At 60.1% G+C, this 16,320-nt stretch carries 19 protein-coding genes; 8 read left to right on the forward strand and 11 right to left on the reverse strand.

Translation table 11 applies throughout. The features are described from left to right. Positions 1-66: 66 nt before the first annotated feature. Both ShzoTeo12_RS19490 and ShzoTeo12_RS19495 read right to left on the reverse strand, forming a co-directional pair. Positions 67-696, reverse strand: a complete 630-nt coding sequence (locus tag ShzoTeo12_RS19490; RefSeq protein ID WP_318913722.1) for a hypothetical protein — start codon at positions 694-696, stop codon at positions 67-69. 447 nt (positions 697-1,143) lie between these two features. Next, positions 1,144-1,929: an IclR family transcriptional regulator gene (locus ShzoTeo12_RS19495; RefSeq protein ID WP_318913723.1), complete on the reverse strand. Its 786-nt coding sequence runs from the start codon at positions 1,927-1,929 to the stop codon at positions 1,144-1,146. Positions 1,930-2,169: 240 nt separating this feature from the next. Here ShzoTeo12_RS19495 and ShzoTeo12_RS19500 point away from each other — a divergent pair, with 240 nt between their 5' ends. From ShzoTeo12_RS19500 to ShzoTeo12_RS19520, 5 genes are all read left to right on the forward strand, one after another. Then, a complete protein-coding gene (locus tag ShzoTeo12_RS19500) occupies positions 2,170-2,853 on the forward strand; it encodes an amino acid ABC transporter permease (RefSeq protein WP_318913724.1) in 684 nt (227 codons plus the stop codon). A gap of 10 nt (positions 2,854-2,863) precedes the next feature. Further along, complete coding sequence (locus ShzoTeo12_RS19505) at positions 2,864-3,508, forward strand: amino acid ABC transporter permease (protein WP_318913725.1); 645 nt, start codon at positions 2,864-2,866, stop codon at positions 3,506-3,508. Beyond that, positions 3,492-4,226, forward strand: a complete 735-nt coding sequence (locus ShzoTeo12_RS19510) for an amino acid ABC transporter ATP-binding protein (protein WP_318913726.1) — start codon at positions 3,492-3,494, stop codon at positions 4,224-4,226. The genes ShzoTeo12_RS19505 and ShzoTeo12_RS19510 overlap by 17 nt, the downstream gene beginning before the upstream one ends. 49 nt (positions 4,227-4,275) lie before the next feature. After that, positions 4,276-5,082 (forward strand): transporter substrate-binding domain-containing protein, encoded by an 807-nt coding sequence (locus ShzoTeo12_RS19515; protein WP_318913728.1) that lies wholly within the window; start codon positions 4,276-4,278, stop codon positions 5,080-5,082. A 61-nt stretch (positions 5,083-5,143) separates the two neighbouring features. Further along, a complete protein-coding gene (locus tag ShzoTeo12_RS19520) occupies positions 5,144-6,673 on the forward strand; it encodes an altronate dehydratase family protein (protein WP_318913729.1) in 1,530 nt (509 codons plus the stop codon). A 919-nt stretch (positions 6,674-7,592) separates the two neighbouring features. Here the strand turns inward: ShzoTeo12_RS19520 and ShzoTeo12_RS19525 are convergent. Further along, on the reverse strand, positions 7,593-7,874 hold the full coding sequence (locus tag ShzoTeo12_RS19525; RefSeq protein ID WP_318913731.1) for a hypothetical protein: 282 nt from the start codon (positions 7,872-7,874) through the stop codon (positions 7,593-7,595). 60 nt (positions 7,875-7,934) lie between these two features. Here ShzoTeo12_RS19525 and ShzoTeo12_RS19530 point away from each other — a divergent pair, with 60 nt between their 5' ends. Then, positions 7,935-8,504: a hypothetical protein gene (locus tag ShzoTeo12_RS19530; RefSeq protein ID WP_318913733.1), complete on the forward strand. Its 570-nt coding sequence runs from the start codon at positions 7,935-7,937 to the stop codon at positions 8,502-8,504. A gap of 429 nt (positions 8,505-8,933) precedes the next feature. On the opposite strand, the gene ShzoTeo12_RS19535 is transcribed toward ShzoTeo12_RS19530, so the two are convergent. Continuing rightward, a complete protein-coding gene (locus tag ShzoTeo12_RS19535; protein WP_318913735.1) occupies positions 8,934-9,713 on the reverse strand; it encodes an AraC family transcriptional regulator in 780 nt (259 codons plus the stop codon). Between the two features lie 84 nt (positions 9,714-9,797). On the opposite strand from ShzoTeo12_RS19535, the gene ShzoTeo12_RS19540 reads away from it, so the two are divergent. Then, positions 9,798-10,508 carry an SAM-dependent methyltransferase gene (locus tag ShzoTeo12_RS19540; RefSeq protein ID WP_318913736.1) on the forward strand — a complete coding sequence of 237 codons (711 nt, stop codon included), beginning with the start codon at positions 9,798-9,800 and terminating at the stop codon, positions 10,506-10,508. Positions 10,509-10,593: 85 nt separating this feature from the next. Here the strand turns inward: ShzoTeo12_RS19540 and ShzoTeo12_RS19545 are convergent, their stop codons facing one another. From ShzoTeo12_RS19545 to ShzoTeo12_RS19555, 3 genes are all read right to left on the reverse strand, one after another. Then, entirely contained in the window at positions 10,594-10,722 is a 129-nt protein-coding gene (locus ShzoTeo12_RS19545; protein ID WP_318913737.1) for a hypothetical protein, read from the reverse strand. 68 nt (positions 10,723-10,790) lie between these two features. Next, a complete protein-coding gene (locus tag ShzoTeo12_RS19550; protein WP_318913739.1) occupies positions 10,791-12,203 on the reverse strand; it encodes an MFS transporter in 1,413 nt (470 codons plus the stop codon). Between the two features lie 23 nt (positions 12,204-12,226). After that, the gene (locus tag ShzoTeo12_RS19555; RefSeq protein WP_318913741.1) at positions 12,227-12,589 is read right to left on the reverse strand and encodes a DoxX family protein; all 363 of its coding nucleotides are present in this window, start codon (positions 12,587-12,589) and stop codon (positions 12,227-12,229) included. 149 nt (positions 12,590-12,738) lie between these two features. Between ShzoTeo12_RS19555 and ShzoTeo12_RS19560 the strand changes: the two genes are divergently transcribed. Further along, on the forward strand, positions 12,739-13,347 hold the full coding sequence (locus ShzoTeo12_RS19560; RefSeq protein WP_318913743.1) for a TetR/AcrR family transcriptional regulator: 609 nt from the start codon (positions 12,739-12,741) through the stop codon (positions 13,345-13,347). A gap of 307 nt (positions 13,348-13,654) precedes the next feature. On the opposite strand, the gene ShzoTeo12_RS19565 is transcribed toward ShzoTeo12_RS19560, so the two are convergent. The 4 genes from ShzoTeo12_RS19565 to ShzoTeo12_RS19580 form a co-directional block, all read right to left on the reverse strand. Next, positions 13,655-14,281: an ATP-dependent Clp protease proteolytic subunit gene (locus ShzoTeo12_RS19565; RefSeq protein WP_318913745.1), complete on the reverse strand. Its 627-nt coding sequence runs from the start codon at positions 14,279-14,281 to the stop codon at positions 13,655-13,657. Between the two features lie 43 nt (positions 14,282-14,324). Continuing rightward, a complete protein-coding gene (locus ShzoTeo12_RS19570; protein ID WP_318913747.1) occupies positions 14,325-14,684 on the reverse strand; it encodes a hypothetical protein in 360 nt (119 codons plus the stop codon). Next, complete coding sequence (locus tag ShzoTeo12_RS19575; protein WP_318913749.1) at positions 14,681-14,995, reverse strand: metalloregulator ArsR/SmtB family transcription factor; 315 nt, start codon at positions 14,993-14,995, stop codon at positions 14,681-14,683. The genes ShzoTeo12_RS19570 and ShzoTeo12_RS19575 overlap by 4 nt, the downstream gene beginning before the upstream one ends. 482 nt (positions 14,996-15,477) lie before the next feature. Continuing rightward, positions 15,478-16,293 (reverse strand): class I SAM-dependent methyltransferase, encoded by an 816-nt coding sequence (locus tag ShzoTeo12_RS19580; RefSeq protein ID WP_318913750.1) that lies wholly within the window; start codon positions 16,291-16,293, stop codon positions 15,478-15,480. Between the last annotated feature and the right edge of the window lie 27 nt (positions 16,294-16,320).

Genomic DNA, 16,320 nt, shown 5'->3' on the forward strand with positions numbered 1-16,320 from the left:
ATCGCGACTTAAATTCGTTGGAGGTGACATACGGCGATGCAACTCGGACCGAATATCCGGCTACGCCTAAAACTTTAGCCGTTTAAAGCGCCAAAGATGATAATACAGTTCGCTGAGCATCTGAGCCATTTCCGAGGAAAACCCTTTTTGTATCAGAAGCGGGCGAAGCGCGCCTTCGGGCAACTCCTTCCGGCTGTTGCGGACGAATAGGTAAAACCTCTCCCAATCCAATGGATGCAGTGTACGCGTGTTGGCCAAGATCGAAAACCGCTCGAACAGACGCTTCGATTGCGGAGGCAACTGATAGTCAGCACGCGGTCGCGAGACCCGCATCCTATAATGCGTGCCGAAGGCTTTGTTGTAGGCACGTAAAAGCGGTCCGAATACCTCTTTGCAGAAAGCTATATATTCGTTCCTGGTCGGATGGTCCGTTTGCCAATCGGCCGACCGCATTTCTATGAGGATTCTAGCCTCTCCGGGTCGGACAATAAGTTGCCCGCCTGATCGTATATTCTCTGAAAATCCCGGTAGAAGGAAATTCGCGAAATGCAGTCCTTCATTGCCGAACGTATCTTGATGAAGTTCGACAGTCACCCCCGACTCGGACTCCGCGATGGAGACCATCCGTTTTACGAATGTGAGTCGATCTTGACCTGCGGCGATATCAATATCTGGAAGTGCTTCTCTGTCGTTCATGCCCTATCTTATTCTGATAATCAGCGTTCACAAACAATGGGCCGTGTGTCAGTTCACGACACGTAACAGGCATCACCAAATAAAGGCGCTGATCCCAACTTAGGACGGATCAAGATCTTGCATCTATTAGATAATCCGGCACAGAGCAAAAAACGAAATAGCAGGGTCTCAGGTTCACATCCCTTCAAGAGCTTGCATCGGTAATGTCTTCAAGTGATCTCACCATAAGCAATGCCGACCCTGTGACGAGCAATTCCTGTGGTGGGATTGGGTCCGGCTTACCAGGAAGCGCCTCGGTCCCGTCATTCCCAATCTGGGCGCCGAATCGAAAGTCGTTGTGGTGCGTAGTACTTCAATATCGGAAGAAGCTCTGTCCCTCGGAAGCTCGTGAGCCGATTGAATGCTTTTGTGAGGAGCAGGGTCCGCACCGACAGCATCTTTGAACGATCATTTTCTCGTAAAGCCGAGCTCGCGGGAAATATCCTCCGCGCAAGAGGTCACGAGCGGCACGAGGGCCGTCAGACGCTGGCGCGTCATATACGGTAGGGTGCTGGCAATGCTGAGCCCGGCGACGATCTCGCCCCGCGCTCCCCTGATCGGAGCTGCAACACAGCAGATCGATGCCTCGTTCTCTTCGACTTCCATCGTATAGCCGCGGGCACGATATTCCCGCATGGCCGCGACATATTCCTCCCATGGCAGGAAGCCGGGCGGGGGCATCTCATCGGATAGAATGGCGATCTGCGCGAGTGCATAGAGCCGGTTCCACTCCTTTTCAGGCAGGTCGAGCATCTGCGCCTTGCCGGTTCCGGTGATGGCGATCGGCTTTCGAAGGCCAACTCGGGAACGCATTTCAAGGCCTTTGTTTCCCGAGATCTTGTCGACATACATGATCTCGTCGCCGTCGCGGACGCTCAGATGGATGGTGTCGCCCGTCTGCTGCGAGAGGCGTTCGAGCAAGGGGCGGGCGACGCTGGTCAGCGGCATCTGCGCCAGGGCCGCAGATCCGAGCTCGATCAGCCTTGCGCCGAGCACATAGCCGCGCCCGTCCACATGTCGCACGAAGCCGCTGCGCTGGAGGAAGGAGACGAGCCGGTGCGTGGTGCTGCGACTGGTGCCTAGGACGCGGCCGATGGAGGCGAGGTCCCCATTGCCGTCGGCTACGGCGTCGAGCACCGAAAATGCGCGCGCGAGCGATTGCGTTCCCTGCACGATTTCTTCGCTTTTCTCCATGTGGTCCTCCGGTCAGATTTGGAAAGAGTATGCATAATGTGAGAGAAATCAACTCTCTAAGGCGATAATTTAATAGGATTTCCCATAATATGGGATAATGTCTCGTATATTGAACAATTAGAGCCGCGATGCTATAAGCCCGCCCAACGCTCGGGAGGGGCGGGCACGTGGCGGCCGCGCATCGACGCGACAGCGTGGGCGGCCTTCCAGCCGCGGGCAGACGTGGAGGATAACCGGCCGATGGCCTATGAATTCGATTTCAGTTTCCTGTCGGACTATTGGCCCGAGCTTCTGCGCGGGCTCTGGCTGACGATCAGGATGTCGGTGCTCACGATCGCGCTCGGCTTCCTGCTCGGCACGGTGCTCGCCGTCGGCAGGACCGCGCACAGCGTCTGGATACGGCGGGCCTGCGGCGTCTACGTGGAGGTGATCCGCAACACGCCGCTCCTCATCCAGATGTTTCTCATCTATTTTGGCCTCGCCTCGCTCGGCCTGAAGCTGAGCGCGAATGTCTGCGCGATCCTGTCGATCGTCATCAATATCAGCGCCTATACCTGCGAGATCATGCGGGCCGGCATCGAATCGATCCGCAAGGGCCAGTTGGAGGCGGCGCAGTGTCTCGGCCTGTCGCGGCTGCAGACACTTGCCATGATCGTGCTGCCGCCGGCGACCGAGCGCGTCTATCCTGCGCTCACCAGCCAGTTCATCCTGATCATGCTGACGACCAGCGTCGTCTCGCAGATCTCGGCCGAGGAACTGACCTCTATCGCCGCACGCATCGACTCGATCACCTTCCGCTCCTTCGAAATCTATTTCGTCGTGGCCGTGCTCTACATCCTGCTCGCGGTGGCCGTGCGCGGCGCCTTCTGGCTCATCGCCCGGCTGGTGTTCCCTCGCCTTCGCCGTCTCGGCACGCCGCTCTGAGGAGACAGATATGTTGACGACCTTCCAGATACAGGCCCTTCTCGTCGGGGCGCTTTGGACCGTGGGGCTTGCCCTCGTCGCCTTCGCCGGCGGCGGCGTTATCGGCCTCCTCGTCGCCGTCACGCGCGTTTCGCGCCACCGGATCGTGCGCAATCTCTCCTTCCTCTACGTTCAGATCGTGCAGGGCACGCCGCTGCTCATCCAGATGATGCTGGCCTATTTCGGCCTGTCGCTGCTCGGCTACGACCTGCCGCCGTTCGCTGCCGCCTGCCTGGCGATCGTTATCTATGCCAGCGCCTATTTCGGTGAGATCTGGCGGGGCGGCATCCTGTCCGTGCCGAAGACCCAGTGGGAAGCGGCCGAATGTCTCGCGCTTTCCGATGCGCAGCGCTTCTGGCTCATCATCGTGCCGCAGGCGCTCCGCCTCTCCACGCCGCCAACGGTCGGTTTCATGGTGCAGGTGGTCAAGAACACCTCGCTCGCCTCGGTCATCGGAGTCGCCGACCTCACCTATACCAGCAAGCTCATCAACAATTCGACGTTCCAGCCCTTCCAGGTCTTCGTGCTCGTCGCCGCCCTTTACTTCGTCATGTGCTTCCCGCTCGCCTGGTGGAGCCGAAAGCTGGAGGATCGCCTCAATGTCTCCAATCGTTAAGCTGACCAATGTGTCGAAGTCGTTCGGTGCGCTGCAGGTCCTCGACGGCATCTCCTTCGACGTCCAGCCGGGCAGCGTCGTGGCGCTGATCGGCCGGAGTGGCTCGGGCAAGAGCACGGCGCTGCGCTGCATGAATGGCCTCGAGACTATCGACAGCGGCGAGATCGACATCTGTTCGCACAGGCTCGGCACGAGGCTCGAGAAGCGCCTGCTGCGCGAACTGCATCTCGACGTCGGAATGGTGTTCCAGAGCTACAACCTCTTTCCGCACCTGACCGTCGGGCAGAACGTCATGCTCGCGCCGCGCTGGGTCAAGAGGTCGGCGAAAGGCGAGGCGCGCGACCGCGCCATGGAGGTCCTTTCGCGCGTCGGTCTTGCGGAGAAGTTCCATTCCTATCCCGAGCAGCTTTCCGGCGGCCAGCAGCAGCGCGTGGCGATCGCCCGTTCTCTCGCCATGCAGCCCAAGGTGATGCTGTTCGACGAGGTGACATCGGCACTTGATCCGGAACTGACAGGCGAGGTGCTGCGTGTCATGGAAAATCTCGCCCGCGAGGGCATGACCATGGTGCTCGTCACTCATGAAATGTCCTTTGCCCGCCGCGTCGCCGACACGGTGATCTTCATGCACAAGGGCCGCATCCACGAACAGGGGCCGGGCGCCATGCTCGAAGCGCCGTCCACCCCCGAACTCGCGCAATTCGTTGGTAACGGCCTCTAGGCAGCAGGCCAGCCGGCTTTCGACCATCATCCCAAACCCGGAGGAAAAAATGGGTATCTCGAAATACATGACGTCTCTCATCGCGCTTGCCGCCCTCGGCGTCAGCGCCGTGACGGCCAGCGCCGACCAACTCGCCGACATCAAGGCTGCAAAAACCATCACGATCGGTGTCGACCTCGGCCAGGCGCCCTTCGGCATGGTCGACGGAGAGATGAAGCAGGTCGGTTCCGACGTCGCGACCGCGGAGCTTCTCGCCAAGGACCTCGGCGTGGAGCTGAAGATCGTTTCCGTCGCGCCGGCCAACCGCATTCCCTACCTGATGACGAAGAAGGTGGATGCCGTCATCGCCAGCTTTTCGATCACCGACGAGCGCAAGAAGACGATCGACTTCTCCAATCCCTATGCCGTGATCCAGTCGGCTGTCGCCACCACCGGCGGTCTGAAGGTCTCCGCGCTCAAGGATCTCGAAGGCAAGGAAGTTGCCGTCACGCGCGGCTCGACCAACGACCAGATCATCACCAAGGTCGCCGAGGACGAGGGGCTGAACATCACCGTCGTGCGCTACGACGACAATGCCACCGCCACGAACGCCGTCGTTTCCGGCCAGCAGGACGTCTATGTCGTCGCCCCCTCGCTGCTCGTTCCGGTCAATGCCGCTAACCCGGACAAGAAGATCGAGCCGCAACTGACGCTCAAGACCTTCCCGCTCGGCATCGGCCTACGCAAGAACGAGCCCGAATTCAAGGCCTGGCTCGACCAGTGGGTCACGGACAACCTCGCCAGCGGCAAGCTGCGCGAGGTCTACAAGACCTATCACGGCGTTGCCCTGCCCGACGACATGGCCTCGTTCAACTAACCGTTCGGTCCCGGCCCTTAAACGGGTCGGGACCATCCCCGCATCGTTTCCGGAAAATTCCATGTCCATCTCGACCATCATCCGCCTGCGCCCCGAAGACGACGTCGTGATCGCCGCCAAGGCGATCCCCGCCGGCACCGTTCTGCCCGATCTCGGCATTGCCACGCTTCAGGATATCCCCGCGGGGCACAAGGTCGCGGTGCGCGACCTGAAGGCCGGATCGCCGGTGCGCAAGTACAACCAGATCATCGGGGCGGCGAGTGCGGACATTCCGGCTGGCGCCCATATCCATGTGCACAATCTCGTCATGACGGAGGTGGAGCACGATTTCGCGATCGGTAGCGCGGCCGAGCCGGTCGAGATGGCCGCCGAGCCCGCGACCTTCATGGGCATCCGTCGTGCCGATGGCCGCGTGGCGACGCGCAACTATATCGGCATCCTGACGAGCGTGAACTGTTCCGCCCGCGTGGCGCGCGCCATCGCCGATCATTTCCGGCGCGACCTGCGCCCCGAGGTGCTTGCGGATTTTCCGAATGTCGATGGTGTGGTAGCGCTCACCCATGGCATCGGTTGCGGCGTCGACACGCGCAGCGAAGGCATGGCGATGGTGCGCCGAACGCTTGCCGGCTATGCTGTGCACCCGAATTTCGGCGCCGTGCTGATGATCGGCCTCGGCTGCGAGGCCAACCAGATTTCCGACATCCTTGCCGAGCGTGGCCTTGCCGCCGGCGAGGGGCTGCGCACTTTCACCATCCAGGAGCAGGGCGGCACGGCCAAGACCATCCAGCATGGCATCGAGCAGATCAAGGCGATGCTGCCGGCGATCAACGACGTCGAACGCGAGCCGCTGTCTGCCTCGCACATCGTCGTCGGTCTGCAATGCGGCGGCTCGGACGGCTATTCCGGCATCACAGCCAACCCGGCGCTGGGCGCGGCCGTCGATCTCCTGGTGAAGAACGGTGGCACGGCCATCCTTTCCGAGACGCCGGAGGTCTACGGCGCGGAGCACCTCCTCACGCGCCGCGCTTGCAGCGAGGAGGTTGGCCGAAAGCTGATCGATCGTATCGAATGGTGGAAGGAATATTGTGCCCGCAACGGGGCGGAGATGAACAACAATCCGTCGGCCGGCAATAAGGCCGGCGGGCTGACCACCATCCTGGAAAAGTCCCTCGGCGCGGTCGCCAAGGGCGGCACCACGCCGCTCAACGGGGTCTATCAATATGCCGAGCCGGTCACCGCGAGCGGCTTCGTCTTCATGGATTCCCCCGGCTTCGACCCGATCTCGGCCACCGGTCAGGTGGCCTCGGGGGCAAACCTGATCTGCTTCACCACCGGCCGCGGTTCCGCCTTCGGCTGCATGCCTTCGCCCTCCCTCAAGCTTGCGACCAACACCGCGACCTGGAACCGCCAGGAAGAGGATATGGACATCAACTGCGGCACGATCATCGACGGCACCGCGACCATCGAAGGGCTCGGACAGGAGATATTCCAGATGATCCTCGACTGCGCGTCAGGCAAGCCGTCGAAGAGCGAGCTCTTCGGCTACGGTCAGGACGAGTTCGTTCCCTGGCAGGTCAGCGTCGTCACGTGAAGCGGGAAAGATGGTGATGAGCGGCATCGCTTGCGGAATGCCCGGCTCCTTCTGACCCCAGAATATCGATTGCCTCACGGATGCGCCGGCTGATGGCGAATTGCTTGGCCGATGTCGCGTGTGGAGTAGAATGTCGGAGGCGCGAGCTTCAGCGTGGGAGCCGCGAAAGCGAAGAACTTCGCCGATTGTAAAGCTGCCTTTTTTCAGAACCTCTTCCATCTTCGCCCCAGTCGGAATTACGCCTCAGCGTTCAAGAACTCAATGCGGTAATCGCAGAATAATGCCTTCTCTTGGATCGTTCGCACGAGGCCGCTGCGCGTGACCACTTTCTGGTCCATCGCCTTCGTCAGCCCCGGGACGCCTCGGCTAGCCCCACCTTGTGCAGAGCCGGACTTTGCGTTTTTATGCGCGACAATCTCTCTGCGCATGACGAAATGAGCGCACCTGGAGCCTCGAACATTTGAAAAAGCCACAAAAGAACTTTGTCGTTGAGTACAAGGGTGTACGTCGAAAACCCGTGCCGCAATCCAATTCGATCTGGGGTAGCGTCGATTTGCGCCAGTTCGCCGAGCACGACGACAACGTGGAGGCCCCTCGGCTTGGCGGGTCTCCCGCAGGTTCGGATGCAGCGGGAGACGAGGCACCGCGCGCACCCGCGTTGACAGCAGATCTTCAGCAAAAGCCAACATCAAACTTTCCTCCGGAGGAACAAATGGCCGACGAAACAAGCGTAACCGAACCGACGTCCACTGAAACCGGAACTGCTCTGTCGAAAACGCCGGAGCCCAGGAAGCGTGGCCCGCGTGCCAAGAGCGCAGTGTCGGAAACTGCATCTTCGGATGCTTCGGTCGAAGCACCGGCCGTCAAGAAAGCCCGGGCAAAGAGGGGTAGCAAAAGCGTCGCAGCGGAGATGAAGCCCTCAGCTCGCCGAGGCGGGCGCAAAGCCAAGGCTGCTGTCGATCAGGTTGTCGATTCCGCCCAGCAGGCTGTCTCGCCTGTCACAGCTGCCGGTGAGAAAATGGAGGATTTGCTCCAGCTCGAGCAGGAAAATCGGCGACTGCGGAAGCTGCTCGCGGAAAAGCTCCGCACCGAGAACGCGGACCTTCGCAAACGTCTCGGCCTTGACTGAGCTGATGTCGGAGGATTGGTCGGCTGCCAGGCCGGCCTTTCGCTTCAGCGCGATGTTGCTCGGCGGCTGCATGGGGGTCTCCGTTTCCCGGTGGGTTACCGGAGCGTACGTCAAGATGGGAGTTGAGAAGCGATGGTAAAGTCGCCCTGGAAACTTCTCACCGGATTGCTGTCTCGGGGCATGACTGCGGATCAACGTCATGTTGACCAGGCCAGCCCCATCGGGATTCTCGACAATGCCGGTGCGCTTGGAGCCCATTCCACCGCGTCTGAAACATCGAACGAAGGCGAGCCTGCACCTGGGCGAGAATCATCGGCGGCATCGCAAGCTGGCAAGATCGAAACCGGGGATCGTCAGGAGCCACCGCCGGCAATCGCGGCAGACGTCGCTTACGTGACGCCAGCCGGTGAAGTCCCTGCTTTGGCCCCGGACCGCGCTACAGGCACCGTGGGCGCCGAACGTCGAAATTCTCAGCGCAAGGCATCGCCGAAAATCCATCGGAAAACCAGGGCGAAAGTGCCGGATCACGCCAGGGATGCGGAACTGGACGTTGCTTTGGCGAAGCAGGCCGGGCCAATCCAGGCAAACCCCATGGCGGCGCTGGACAGCGAGATCACGGAGCTGCGGTCCCGACTGGCAGTGAAGCTCCGGCTTCAAAATGATCAACTGAGGCAAATGCTCAAGCGATTTGAACCGCATTGATCCTTCTGTCGATGCGCGCCCTCGCGTGGCGCGAAGACGTTTGTGCTGAAGAAGCCGGCGAATGTGAACGCGAAGCGCGATAAACTCCACCATGGATTAAGAGAGCGAAAAGCTGGGCCGAACGATCAAGCGGGATGTTGTCGCCCGCTGGATGGCAGCAAGAGATACCCAGGATGTCCCCATTGCTGGCGCCTATTCGAGGTCGAGGTGGAGCGCCGCGTATGGGATGTCGTCGAGGGCAAATCACATATCGCGGTCTCGCTCGACCTTGGAGACGTCTTCGCCGAACCGAATGAACGCCTGGCCGATTGGCGAGCACCGGCAAGGCCAGGTCGCAATCGAGTGGTGAGCAGTCGCCAGCGGCCATCAGCACGAATGACGTCCACACGGACAAAGCGATCATTGGTTTCCGGCGCGATTAATGCTGCTTTATTGTGTCCGCAGTGGCCGATGATGTTTTCCGATTTCGCTCGGGGCGTATCCGAAGTGACGCGAGAAGGCGCGCGACAAGGCTGAGGCGCTGCCGAAGCCGACGCGTCCGGCAGCCACCTTGACACTGTACCCCTTGGACAACATAAGCTGCGCCAATGTGAGGCGCCATCTCGCCAGATAGGCAAGCGGGGGACGCCCCACGGTTTCGGCAAACTCCCTCATAAACCGGCTTCGGCTCATGCCGGAAAGCTCCGCCAGCTCCTTAACGCGCCACGGGCGAGTGGGATCGTCGTGCATGGAAACGAGGCAGGCATGAAGTTCCGAATGCGCAAGGCCTGCTAGAAGACCTGCGGTGACCGTTCCCTCGGCAATGGCGCGCCGGATCGCATAGATGACGAGGATCTCGCTCAGCCGCTTGCCGATAAATCCGCTGCCGCATCGCGAGAAGGATCGCTCGGTCATAAAGAGTTCCGAGAGCGCAGCGAGCTGCGGTTCCGCGGCAAGCTCAAAGACGATCTCTTGCGGAAGCGCATCGACCAGCGGATTACAATGACCGCCGAAATCGAGGCTGGCGGTCGCAAGCAGCACCATGGTGCCGAGAGACCCTCCAGTGCGCGGACGATAGAAAATGTGTGTCGGATGTTGTGCATCCGGGATCGCCGCGATGAGCAGGTTTGCGGATTCAATCGTATCGCTCGGGTGTGCTTCGAGCGGAAATGCCTGGAGAAAAGCAAACAACCGGTCATGCTTTTGCTTCGTTTCGGGATTTTCAGTCATGAAAATTTCCTCTTGGGTGTTTTAAAATCTCCTATCATTTCCTGAAGCGGATAATCACCTCGTGCAGGGAAGGCAAATATCGTCGTGGAACAGAGTTCACATTCAAAATTCGATGCGTCCCGGGCAGAGGAATACGCCCGCCAGGCGCGGATCGCGCTTGCTGGTTATGACGCCTGCCATGAGCTCTCGGCCTGCATCCTGGCTGCCGCACATCCGGAGCGCCGAGATGCTAAAGTGCTGGTCGTCGGCGCTGGCGGCACGGGGGGAGAAGTGCTCGCAGCAGCGGGTCTCGAGTCCGGCTGGAGCTTTGTCGCAGTCGATCCGTCCACGCCGATGCTTGACCTTGCCAGAGCGCAGATCGAGGCGGCTGGTCTTAGCTCACGAGTGACCTTTGTCTATGGCGACCTCTTGGCCGTTCCGCCCGAAACCACTTTCGATGCGGCGCTCGTGATAGGTGTCCTGCATCATATTCCGGACGACGTCGGCAAGGAAACGCTCCTGGACGAAATCGCTATGCGTTTGCGACCAGGAGCGTCTCTGATCCTTGCCGGGAACTACAGAAATTATGCTTCTGAACCATTATTGCTGGCGGCGTGGGCAAACCGCTGGCGCATGGGCGGGGCGGACAAAGATGAGGTTCAGCGAAAGCTCAACAAGATTATGAGCGGCGCTGCTCCGCCGGAATCAGAAGAACGGGTGGGAAACCTCCTCGCTGAAGCTGGCTTCGAAACGCCAAGCAAATTCTTTTCCAGCCTTTTCTGGGGAGCTTGGCATACGCGGCGCGTGAACGGCTGAAGGAGGGGGGCGCCGAAGCTGAGTAATGTCTATCTTGGGTCGGAGAATGGCCGAGAAGGCGCGAAAGCTCTCTGCCACGCATGATTCAAATTCCGCGCTTGTGACGGACGAGCAATTTTTCACCTTGTAGAAATGCACTGTTGAGACGGCGATGCCGCTGCGGCGGGCAAATGTCTCCGACTGTCAGGCTGTTCTTGGTGTTCTGTTTTTCCATTGCCATCTCTCTTCCTTGCAATAGCCCCTCCGCGGAAACGGAATCCACCAGCGGAGGGGCATGATGCCCTATCGCCTCGTCGCGATACCGGCTGTAAGGATACCGGCAAGGGTAAGAAGCGAGATACCGAGGATGACGTAACGGGCAGCGTCGACGACGGCCTCGCCACCAGCGGTCATCAGTGTTCCCGAGAGGGCCGAGGTGACGGAGAACGCGATGAGTTGCGTGGTGGTGATGGCCGCGGCGGCCTTTCCTCCTTCGGCGGGATCGCGCGTCGCGCTCATGGCCGCAACGCCGAGCAGCGGCCATGCTAGTCCGATGCCGGCGCCGGCTATGGCCAGAACCCCAGCCCAGATCGCGACCATGGCAATATCGGCGCCCTGGACCTGCAACAGTCCGTAGGCGATGAGTCCGCCGGTTAAGAGGAGTGGGCCCAGACGGATGGCACGCCGCCTGCCGGCCTCCGACGAAATCGAAACGACGAACAATTGCGCAATGACCCAGGCGAGTGAAAGGACCGCGCCGAGAAGACCGGCTACAAGCGGTTGAAGTCCGGCGATCTTCTGCGCGAACAGCGGAATGAATGTCTCGACCATCACGCCGGCGCTGAGTGTGGCAACCGTGAGGTAGACCCATTTCAGCGAATTGCCGCGCCGATATGTGACGTGCGGCAGGATCGTATCGCGGGTGCGGCGCTCTACAATGACGAACAGCGCCAGAAGCACCAGTCCCACTCCGATCATGGCGAATGTAGGCCATCCGATCGGAACGACCGAGCTGAGACTTATCGCGACGATTGCCAGGATGAGGGGGACAAGTGAAGCCACAGGCACGGTCGTGCGATGTCCAGATCCGGCCATGCCGCCAAAGGAACGCTGCGCAAGAACCGCGAAGGCGAGTGCGGCAAGCGCGAGAGCGCCATAGGACCAGCGCCACAGACCAAGCTCGGCAAAAACGCCTCCGAGCGCCGGACCGAACAGCGTGCCGATGCCCCACATTGCCGACACGGCGCCGGTTGCGCGCGCCCAGTGACGTTCGGGCAGGGCCGACCGAATTACCGCATAGCCGAGACCTGCCAGCAGGCCCCCGCCAAGGCCCTGAACGACACGGCCCAGAATCAGCAATTCCATACTTGGGCTTGCGGCATTACCCGCTGCCCCGACCGCAAATGCGATGAGGCCAAGAACATAGGCCGTCCCTGGCCCTTTCCAGTCCAGGACGCGGCTAACGAAGAGCGAGGCGACGATGGCGGCGACGACGAAAGACGTCGTTACCCATGCATAATAATGTTGACCGCCGATCTCCGCAACAATCGAGGGCATCAGCGCTGCCGTAAAGTAAAGGTTCATAGCGTAAAGGAGAACGCCGCTGGCAAGAACGGTGAGGATGGCAAGATGGCGGGCCACCAGAAGATCGGCCCATGTGTTGTTGCCCGATTCTGCGCGCTCTTCTGCACCCGCCTGCATGGTTGGCTGTGTCATGTGGTAGCTCCCGAGGAAATGTTTCAGGCGACTTGGCTGCGCGCGGGCAGGTTAAAGACTGCCACGAGAAGGGAAACGGCAAGGACAATTGCCGGCGCTGTGGAATGGTCGTAGTCACCATGGACAAGGGTGGTCAGGGTCGCCGCCGCCATGACGATGGCGCCCAGAGTTGCACCGTAAAGACGGGTCCCGTGTCCGATCAGGAGCAACGCCGCGCAAAGCTCTAAGAGAGCGGTCAGGTAATGGAACCAGCCTGGATAGCCCCAACGGGCATAAGCGGCGGCGTAATCGGCAGATAGGAACGTATTTCCGCAGGCACCGAACAGGAAGAACGCCGTGAGCAACCACGCCACAACGGCTTTGTACGACAGGACGGTTTTATTCATGATACCCCTTCAAGGAGATGCGGCCGCCTCGATCCGATTGAACTGGACGCGCGGCATCTTCTATAATAGATTGAACAGCAACTCTAATTATTCGAAATTTTGACAGGTCGTCAAGATAGATCGATCGATCGCTCTATTTAGGAGGGCATATGGGCCGCGTACGTGTACCGGAGCAGCATGAAGGAAAGAGGAAGGAGATATTGGACGCAGCCCATCGCTGCTTTTTGCGATATGGGCTGCAGGGTGCCTCGATCTCGATGATCTGCAAGGAAGCGGGGATGAGTCCGGGCCACCTCTACCACTACTTCCCCAGCAAGGATGCGATCATCGAGCAGATGGCAGACGAATATCTTTCGACGCTGCACACCTATTTTGGTCGACAGGAGACAGGGGATGTGGCGACGGTGCTGCTGTCGGAAATCTGGAGTATGTCGAGCTGGGACGACACGGCGCATTGCCGCATTCTATTCGAACTCCTGGCTGAAGCCGGCCGCAACGATCGCGTCCGCGACATTCTTGCCGACAACACCGCAGGAGTGAGGAAACTGCTTGCGCAAACCCTGAGGGCAGGTCAGGCAAAAGGCGAGGTCGATCGCGGTCTGGACCCTGAACACACCGCCGCGATGCTGATTGCGATCGTCGACGCCGCCCCGATGCTGCCGCTGATGGTGCCGGGCATCGGCTTTGACGAGAGCAGAAAACTCATGACCGCGATGGTCAGGCGATTTCTTGAGCCGAAGGCGGCCGAGCAGTCATAAGTATAAAACCGCGTCATTTAGCAGCACGTTCCGGCCCTCGCATCAATCTATCTATCAACACGCCGCCGTCCATGATCGGAGTGCGGCTCCGTCGCGTCGGTCAGACAGGCGCTCAGGATTCGCCTATGCCTGGGCGGCCATCCACCGGACGATTTGAAAAAGGGCGCTGATTGTGTTCGCCGAACTGATCGTTTCATTGGAACTCACATCGTCTCTCTTCGCGGACTGGACGCTGCAGCGGTGATGGAAGCGCTGCACAATCTGCCGTTCGTGTCCGCAAATCTCGATGTGGCGGCGTATGCGGATATCAGATTAGCGGCGTGGTCGTGACCGGAGGTTCCTCGCTGTGTTCCAGGATGCGGTCGATTAGACCCCATTCAAGCGCTTCTTCCGCTGTCATGAAACGGTCACGGTCCATCGCGCGCTCGAATTCCTCATAGGAGCGTCCGCAATGCTCGGCGTAAAGACGTGTCATCCGCTGTTTGGTCTTCAGGATTTCCTCGACATGGATGAGCATGTCCGACGCCTGCCCCTGGAAACCGCCGGACGGCTGATGGACGAGTATGCTGGCATTGGGCAAGGCGGCGCGCTGGCCGGGTTCGCCCGCCATCAGCAGGAACGATCCCATCGAGCGAGCGGTGCCCATGCACAGAGTATGCACGGGTGCGCGGATGTATCGCATGGTGTCATACATGGCGAGGCCGCTGGTCACGACCCCGCCTGGCGAATTGATATAGAGATTGATCGGCTTCTTCGGGCTTTCCGCCTCCAAGAACAGCATCTGCGCACACACCAGTGCCGAAACGGCATCGTTCACCTCGCCATTGAGGAAGATGATGCGCTCGCGCAGAAGGCGGGAGTAGATGTCGAACGACCGTTCCCCTCTGCTGGATTGTTCTATGACCATGGGGACGAGTTGCATCGCTTCGCACATCGGCGAACTCCATTTTCCCGAATTTGGCGGAAATCCCGCCGCGTCAAGCGGCGAGCATGAAGGGTAGGCTGTTGTTGTTGGCCGCCGCTGTGGCCATCCGGTCGAACCTTGCGCCCGTCATTTCGTGGATGATGCGCAAACTGGTTCCGCCGACCGCGTTCGGGGCGATCCTGAACGTCACAGTGCTTTCAAGAAATGGCGGCGCACTGTCGCGCATCCTGTAGCGGATTTCCTCGCCGGGCGTGACGGAGTCCGCTTCGGGATCGGCCAGTGCCTCCTTCGGCAGCCAGTGTTCCCGAAACTCCGGAATGCTGATCGCCCGCCAGACCTTTTGCGGCGGCTCGTCGAGCTCATATTCAAGTTCGATGCCATTTTTCTGCTCTTCGATCTTTCCATGATTCATTGGTCCATATCCTTCAGCAATACCTTGAGAGCCTCGACGCGCTGAGGCCAGTAGGCGCGATACTTCTCCAGCCATTCAGCGATGAGGGTGAGCCCTTCCGGATCGACCTCATAGTTCACGAAACGCCCCTGACGTTCCTCTCGCACCAGTTTCGCGCTCCGAAGGACCGAGAGATGCTGAGACATCGCCGGCTGGCTGATCTCCATGCCCTCGCGCAGGGCACTGGCATTCATGCCGCCTTCTGCCAGCTTCTCATAGATCGCGCGGCGGGTCGGGTCGGCCAAGGCTCGGAATATGTCGTTCTCGATCATACCGTCACATAAGCGCACACTTATGCGATTCGCAAGATTAATCGGAAGTCGATTGGTCATTTTTTGGGGCGCGGTCATTGCGATCTATGCGCTTTTGCGTCTTCGCGCGCCCCGCGTGCCGTGTCAGCATTTAACGGTACGGCCGCCGATTCGATTCCGCTCAAGAGCAAAATCAATGTGGCAATCAGTTCTCGCGCCATTTCTAGAGCCATCGCGCGATTCCTGCGGCCCTGCCGAAAGGTTTAGCTCCAGCCATCTCATACGCCTCCACGATGGGCTTGAAGTCGAGGCAGAGTAGGACGAACTGTCTTTCGCGCAGCTCCCGTTCGATGAGGGTTGGGCTTGCCCGTCGTCCGACATTCAGTCTTCCGCGTCCGGATCGATGTACCAGGTCGTGATGGTCTTGCTGACTTGGCTAATGATAACTCTGCTGTGATCGACTCGTAACAGCCTTTTAGGTCACTGTGAGCGGCGCGGTTACTCTAACCTTTCGATTTTTCCGCAACGATTGCGTAACGGTGCTGAAGCCCACGTGCCACGCCTTTGAAGAAACTGAGATTTACTGCCTGCGCGTCGTGAACTCGCCGAAGGTTCGTGTCGATTGTCACTGGCGAGAAGCCAGCCTCTTCGATGAGGCGTGCCACGGGCTCGGCCCGCGCACCGCCGGAAAAATAGACACGCGACAGGATGCTCTCATGCGTGCCGGCCATGATCGCCGGCGCGTGTGGGGCCTGCGGCTTGACGAGGCCGGTTCGCTCGAGGAGGGTGGCAAGGCGCTTGACCAGCCGCTCGGCAAGGCCCGCATTGACGAAATCGCCGTCAATGACCAGCAGCTTGCCGCCCGGTTTGAGGACCCGTAGCCACTCGCGGAAACAGGTTTCGGGATCGACCAGCGTCCAGACGAGATGGCGGGTGACGATCACGTCGTAGCTGTCGTCTGCCTCGAGCGTGTTCTCGGCATCGCCGAGATGGAAGCGGATGGAGCGGCCGCGTGAGGCCGCCTTGGCGCGCGCCCGTTCCAGCATGGCTTCCGACCAGTCGATGCCGGTGACGCGATAGCCCAGATCATCCATTAGATGGGAGATCACGCCCGTGCCGCTGGCAAGGTCGAGCGCCTTGCGGCCGGCGCCCCAGCCAAGATGCCGCTCGATGAGTTCATGCCAGGCAGCCCGTTCCTCTTCGGAGAAAATTTCATGGCCGGGCGACTGGTCGAAAGTCGCCGCGCGGGCGGACCAGTAAGCCTTGATCTCATCACGCAACGTGAAGTTGGCGCCATCCGCCATTGGCTCGCTCTGCATGTTGTTGCCCTCATTTCCAGATTCGAA

The organism is Shinella zoogloeoides (genome assembly GCF_033705735.1).
Classification (GTDB): domain Bacteria; phylum Pseudomonadota; class Alphaproteobacteria; order Rhizobiales; family Rhizobiaceae; genus Shinella; species Shinella zoogloeoides_A.